This is a genomic window from Streptomyces sp. W16, from assembly GCF_033194735.1.
In the GTDB taxonomy this organism is placed as follows: domain Bacteria; phylum Actinomycetota; class Actinomycetes; order Streptomycetales; family Streptomycetaceae; genus Streptomyces.
The window spans coordinates 1-5,501 of sequence record NZ_JAWOAI010000593.1 but is presented as its reverse complement, the minus strand read 5'-3'; the positions used below and the strand labels follow the sequence as shown (position 1 = coordinate 5,501).

The window sequence follows — 5,501 nt, the reverse complement described above, 5'->3', positions numbered from 1 at the left end:
CCCGGCGAGCGGGCGGCCGACGCGCTGATGACGGTGGCAGAGGGCGCCCGGGCGCTCGCCGACGCCGCCGCGGGTGTGATCCTGCAGCCCACCGAGGCGGGCGGCATGGAGATCGTCACCGCCTCCACCTTCGAGGACCCGGGCGACATCGTCGGTACGACCATCGCGCCCGGCAGCCCCGTCCTGGTCCAACTCCTGGGCGGCGAACCGGTGTTCATCGACGACTCGGCGACCGACCCGCGCATGACGACGCATGTACGGCACCGGTTCGGCCCCAGCATGATGCTGCCGCTCCAGGCCGAGAGCCGCCTCATCGGCACGCTCGCCCTCCCCCGCCGGCCGGGCGACCGCCCCTACACGGCCGTAGAACGTTCGCTGGCAACGCAGTTCGCGTCCCAGGCGGCACTCGCGCTGGTCCTGGCCGACGCCCAGCACGGCCGTGAACGCCTCGCCGTCTACGAGGACCGCGACCGCATCGCCCGGGACCTGCACGACCTGGTCGTCCAACGGCTGTTCGCCACCGGCATGTTGCTCGAATCCGCCCAGCGCAGGGGCGGACCGACCGACCCGGCCCACGATGCCCTCGGACGCGCCGTCGACGAACTCCAGTCGACGGTCCAGGAGGTCCGCACAGCGATCTTCGCCCTGCAACAGCCGCCGGCCGAAGCCCCAACTGGCCTGCGCGGCAAGGTACTTCGGGAGACGGCGGCCACTCTCGCGTTCCAGCCCTCGACCCGTTTCAAGGGCCCGGTGGACACCCTCGTCCCCGATCAGGTGGCGATCCGACTTCTCGCCGCCCTGCGCCGCGCCCTGGCTACTGCATCCCGCCAACCCGACGTCTCCCGCCTGGAGATCACGGTCGACGTGACGACTCCGCTGCCGGACGGCCGGGACGCCGTACGACTAAGGGTTTACGACGGCGAAGGCACGACGGTGAGTTGGCGGTCGCCCCTGTGAGACGGGGCCGCTCGCGTCAGTAGGGCAGGATCCGCCCCGACGGCGTCCTGCGGTCGATGGTGTCGTCGCGGGGCGCGGCGGGCCGGCGAATCACGCGAACACGGATCTGTCGGTTCATGGCGCCCTCCCGAGGCTCATATCTCCTATGCCCCTCTCCTATGCCCCACACTCTTCCTCGCGATACTCAAGAACATCGCCCTTGCGGAGGCTCTTGGTCTGCCTCCCCAGAAGGAGCGGCGAGGGGCCGGCTACTCCCGGAGGAGGAGACCGGCCCCTGAGTCGGGTGAGGGAGATCAGCTCAGACCGAGGTCGGACAGCGCGGTCGTCCAGTCGGTGACGATCGCGTCCTGGGCGTCGGAGAGGGTGACGGTGCCGGCGCAGACGGCCTTCTTGAGCTTGTTCTCGACGGTGTCCTTGTTGCCGGCGGTCTTGGTGCCGTACTCCGGCTCGGGCCAGAGGTTCAGCGCACTCTTGGGGGAGCCGCCGAGTTCGAGGGGAACGAAGTGGTCCTCCTCGTAGTCCGAGGTGCTGGTGTCCGTGTAGCCGTACTCGACGATCTGCGTCTTCTTCAGCGCGGTGGTGTACGAGCTGGACGGCCGGACGGTCGCGGTCCACCCGGAGACGCAGATCGTGGTGTCGATGGTGGACTGGGTGACGTCCGAGTTGAAGGCACCGGGCTGACAGGTGGGGTCGGGGAGGGGGAGGTAGTCCTGGCTGCAGCTCTGCGCGTGAGCGGTGCCGGCGGCGACCGTGAGGCCGGCGGCGGCGAGCGCGAGGGAGGAGAGGGCGGTGACCACGGAGCGGGATATTCGGGGCATGGGGGGATCTCCCGGAGTGGTGCCCGGCAGGGATTCCGGGCAGTCGTGAGCATGACAGCACCGGGATCATCTATGCGGGTAGAGCCCTTTGCCGGTCCCGAAGATCCCTTTGTTGAATGTTTCAGTACGCCGGGGCCGACGGAGGGCAAGTCATGGCCCGCGCTTGGTTGTCGGCACCGTGCGCCGGTCTCGGTGGCGGCCCCCGCCTAACGTGAGGCCCATGACCACGTTGACGCTTCTGCATCCCGGCGCCATGGGCGCGAAAGTCGGCGGCCAGGCAGCCCTTGCGGGTGCCCGGGTGCTGTACGTCCCCACCGGCCGCAGCCCCGCCAGCCTCCAACGGGCCCGGGAAGCGGGCCTGGAGGCCGCCGAGTCCCTCCAATCCGCCCTGGCGGCAAGCGACTTCGTGCTCTCGGTGTGCCCGCCGCACGCGGCGGAGGACATGGCGCACGAGGTCCTCGCGCACCCCTTCCGGGGCGTGTACGTCGAGGCCAACGCCATCAGCCCGGACCGCACGAGGCGTATCGCCGCCGCGTGCGCGGAGCGCGACGTGCCGATGCTCGACGGCTCGATCGTCGGCGGCCCGCCGGGACCGGGCAGCGCCCCGCGGCTGTACCTGAGCGGCGACGGGAAGCAAGTCGCCCGGGTGGCAGGGGTGTTCGAGGGAACCCAGGTGCTGGCCCGTCCCCTCGACGCCGGGATCGGTGCCGCGTCCGCGCTGAAGATGTCGTACGCCTCGTTCCAGAAGTCGGCCCGGGTGCTGGCCGCCGTCTCGCACGCGCTCGCCGCGAGCCACGGCGTGGCGGCCGAACTGGCGCTGGAGGCAGGCTCGTTGACGTCCAACATCCTCGCCGAGACCGATCAGCTGCCGAGCGTCGCCGCCCGAGCCTGGCGCTGGGCACCGGAGTTGGAGGAGATCGCGGCGACCCTGCGCACGGCGGGACTGCCGCCGGAGCTGGCGGAGGGCGCGGCGAGCGTGCTGCGCCGGTGGGCCGGCGACAAGGACCGGTTCGACCTGCCGCTGGCGGAGGTGTTGGGGCACCTCCGCACGGAGGGGTGACTCAGGAGGCCGACGCCGTGGGCCCGAAGGGGGCCGACGACGCGGGCCCGACACCGCGCAACTCCTGTACGGATCCGCCGAGTCGGGCCCGGAACCCCTCCAGCAGCTCCGGCCGCGCACTGACGACCCAGCGGGTGCCGACGAGGTACTTGCCGCCGTAGACGGCCGCGGTGTCGAGCCAGGTCACCTTGTACCGCTCCTCGGGGAACGTGGTGATCCGGTACTCGCCCTGCTTCGTACTGCACTGCCCCTCACGCAGTTCCTCCGCCTCGATCCGGATCTCGGCGGTGCACCCGGTCAGCCCGGCGATCACCTCGACCTTCGCCGGGGCGACCACACCGGCTTCGGGGGCGGCGGTCACGGCCGCCACCCGCTTGCGCTCCGCCGCGTCCTCGCTCTCGCCTCCACCGCAGGCCACGGCCAACGGAAGCAGGGCGAACGCGGCACCGCGACGCAGACGGGCGGTGTGTCCTCGGGAGGGCTGCTGTGTCGGTGTCTGGAGGGTCATGTCAGGGGGTACGGAGGTGTCGCGCCGACCGTTCATGACGCACCGCACCTCGGACACCGCCCCGGACGAAGCACACTGGGGCCGACCGCACCTGAGTACGCGCACTCAGGTCGCTTGCGTCGCCCCGCTCTGGTGCCGCCGAAGCACGCCTCCCATGATTCAACCCTCTTCATCTAAAGGGGTGTTCATGGTTTTCGACCTGCAACTGCGCACTGCCACCCCGAAGGATCTCGACTGGATCCACGAGCTGCGTCACAGGGTGTACGCGCAGGAGTTGGGCCAGCACGCACCTGATCCGTCCGGTCGGCTTCATGACGGTCTGGACGGTGACAACGTCTATCTGGTCGCGGCGCGGGGCGCGGATCGTATCGGCTTCGTCAGCCTGACTCCGCCCTGGCTGGGACGGTACGGGCTGGAGAAGTACCTGACCCGCGACGAGCTGCCGTTGCTCGCCGACGACGACCTGTTCGAAGTGCGCATCCTCACGGTCGACCCCGGCTGGCGGGCCACCGCGGCGGCACCGCTGCTGATGTACGCGGCGCTGCGCTGGATCGCCGCCAGGGGCGGTCGCCGGGTGGTGGCGATGGGGCGTACCGAACTGCTCGACATGTACCGGGCCGCCGGCCTGCACCCGGTCGGCCGTACCGTCCACAGCGGTGCGGTGACGTTCGAGGTGCTGACCGGGGCCGTGGCCGAGCTGACGAAGTTCGCGATGGAGCGGTACGGCACCATGCTGGAGCGCCTGCGGTCCACGGTGGACTGGCAGTTGGACGTGCCGTTCGCACCCCGGCCGGACGGCTGTGAACACGGCGGCGTCTCGTTCACCGCCATCGGCACCGACTTCCGTACTCTCCACAGGCGCCATCGGATTGTCGCCGCCGACGTGTTGGACGCGTGGTTCCCGCCGGCCCCCGGGGTGCGGGCGGCGCTCGCGGAGGACCCGGGGTGGGCCGCCCGGACCTCACCGCCGACCGGCGCCGAAGGTCTGGTGGCGGAGATCGCCGCGGCCCGGGCGCTACCGGCGCAGACGCTGGTGGTCGGCGCCGGTTCGTCCGACCTGATCTTCAGGGCGTTCGGCCAGTGGCTGACCCCGCAGAGCCGAGTGCTGCTGTTGGACCCGGGCTACGGCGAGTACGCCCACGTCACGGAGAGGGTGATCGGCTGCCGGGTGGACCGGTTCCGGCTGCGCCGCGAGGACGGCTGGCGGATCGATCCGGACCGGCTGTCCGCCGCCGTCGGGTCCGGCGGCTACGACCTCGTGGTGGTGGTCAACCCGAACAACCCGACCGGACGCCACGTACCGGCCGCGCAGCTGCGTTCGCTGATCGCCGCCGCGCCGGCCCGCACCCGCTGGTGGATCGACGAGGCGTACCTGGGCTACGTCGGCCTGGCCGAGTCGCTCGCCGACCTCGCCGCGACGGACCCACGGGTGGTGGTCTGCAGCTCCCTTTCCAAGATGTACGCGCTGTCCGGCATGCGGGCCGCGTATCTCGTGGCCGAACCGGCCACCGCGGCACGGCTGCGCCGCTGGACACCGCCCTGGCCGGTCAGTCTCCCGGCGCAACTGGCCGCGGTGGCCGCCTTGCGCGACCCGGCGTACTACAGCGACCGCTGGCTCCACACCCATGCACTGCGCCGCCAACTGGCCGCCGATCTGGCCGGGTTGGACGAGGACGCGACCGTCGAAGAGGCCGTGGCGAACTTCCTCACTGTGATCCTGCCGACCGGCGGACCGAGCGCCGCACAAGTGGTGAACGAATGCCGCCGGCACGACGTGTACCTGCGCGATCTGTCGCCACTGTCCTCGCTGTACCAGGGGCGCGGTGTGCGTATCGCGGTCAAGGACACGGCGGAGAACGCGCGCATCGTGGCCGCCTTCCGCGCCTCCCTGGACGTACTGCGCCAAGGTCCGGCATCGCTCGTCCCGACGCCTCCTCGGCCCGTCGTCGCCGGATCCGCGCCATGATCACTGTCGCCTCTCTGGCGCCCTACCTCGGCGGGGCGCTGGTGCTGGGCGGCATCGCGGTGGCGGCGACCCGGCGCCGTGAACTGATGATCCGGTGGTGCGCCTGGGCGGTCGGGGTGCCCCTGGTCACCGCCGCGTTCTGGTGGGGCCGCCCGGGCGCCGCGGCTGTCGCCATCGCGGCCGGGGTGATCG

5 protein-coding genes and 1 pseudogene are annotated in these 5,501 nt (G+C 71.3%); 4 read left to right on the top strand and 2 right to left on the bottom strand.

Translation table 11 applies throughout. The features are described 5' to 3' along the window. On the top strand, positions 1-957 hold a 957-nt coding region (locus R6V09_RS44700; RefSeq protein WP_317887216.1), incomplete at its 5' end, for a histidine kinase. Between the two features lie 293 nt (positions 958-1,250). Here R6V09_RS44700 and R6V09_RS44695 read toward each other — a convergent pair. After that, complete coding sequence (locus tag R6V09_RS44695; RefSeq protein ID WP_317887215.1) at positions 1,251-1,775, bottom strand: hypothetical protein; 525 nt, start codon at positions 1,773-1,775, stop codon at positions 1,251-1,253. A 220-nt stretch (positions 1,776-1,995) separates the two neighbouring features. On the opposite strand from R6V09_RS44695, the gene R6V09_RS44690 reads away from it, so the two are divergent. Continuing rightward, a complete protein-coding gene (locus tag R6V09_RS44690; protein ID WP_317887214.1) occupies positions 1,996-2,835 on the top strand; it encodes an NAD(P)-dependent oxidoreductase in 840 nt (279 codons plus the stop codon). A gap of 1 nt (position 2,836) precedes the next feature. Here the strand turns inward: R6V09_RS44690 and R6V09_RS44685 are convergent, their stop codons facing one another. After that, positions 2,837-3,343 carry a hypothetical protein gene (locus R6V09_RS44685; protein ID WP_317887217.1) on the bottom strand — a complete coding sequence of 169 codons (507 nt, stop codon included), beginning with the start codon at positions 3,341-3,343 and terminating at the stop codon, positions 2,837-2,839. 187 nt (positions 3,344-3,530) lie between these two features. On the opposite strand from R6V09_RS44685, the gene R6V09_RS44680 reads away from it, so the two are divergent. Together R6V09_RS44680 and R6V09_RS44675 are read left to right on the top strand one after the other, a co-directional pair. Then, a complete protein-coding gene (locus tag R6V09_RS44680) occupies positions 3,531-5,309 on the top strand; it encodes a histidinol-phosphate aminotransferase family protein (protein ID WP_317887213.1) in 1,779 nt (592 codons plus the stop codon). Beyond that, a pseudogene (locus tag R6V09_RS44675) lies at positions 5,306-5,501 on the top strand (phosphatidate cytidylyltransferase); the annotation flags it as partial. The gene R6V09_RS44680 and the pseudogene R6V09_RS44675, both read left to right, overlap by 4 nt.